Raw genomic sequence first — 524 nt, forward strand, 5'->3', positions numbered from 1 at the left:
AAATCGCACAAATATAGGGCACTCAAACGCTACTGGAAACTCATTCAACAGGATAGCCGTAAACTCAGCCATAAACGTTTTTATCGTCCAACTTTTCGCATGCACTTGATCAGCGGAGAGATTCTAGAAAAACTTCTCTCTTGCTCTCAAGAACTCCGAGAACACTATAAACTCTACCAACTCCTGCTTTTTCATTTTCAAGAGAAAAAAACTGAGCATTTCTTTGGACTCATTGAAGATACCATTTCTTCTGTAAATCCTATTTTTCAAACTGTTTTTAAGACCTTTTTGAAAGATAAGGACAAGATCATGAACGCACTGGAACTGCACTACTCAAACGCAAAACTAGAAGCTACTAACAACCTCATCAAAGTCATCAAGCGAAACGCTTTCGGCTTTCGGAACTTTGACAATTTTAAAACTAGAATCCTCATCGCTTTGAACATCAAAAAGGAGAGGACTGATTTAGTCCTCTCCAGATTATAACTTTTCATCAACCCACTACAGTTGACAAAGAGCCAAAA

1 protein-coding gene is annotated in these 524 nt (G+C 38.0%); it reads left to right on the plus strand.

Annotated elements, in window-relative coordinates:
* Positions 1-486 (plus strand): ISL3 family transposase (locus HMPREF9389_RS00005; protein ID WP_002931526.1); only part of this gene is annotated, 486 nt, incomplete at its 5' end.
* Positions 487-524 lie beyond the last annotated feature (38 nt).

Source organism: Streptococcus sanguinis SK355 (assembly GCF_000212855.1).
GTDB classification, from domain to species: Bacteria; Bacillota; Bacilli; order Lactobacillales; family Streptococcaceae; genus Streptococcus; species Streptococcus sanguinis_A.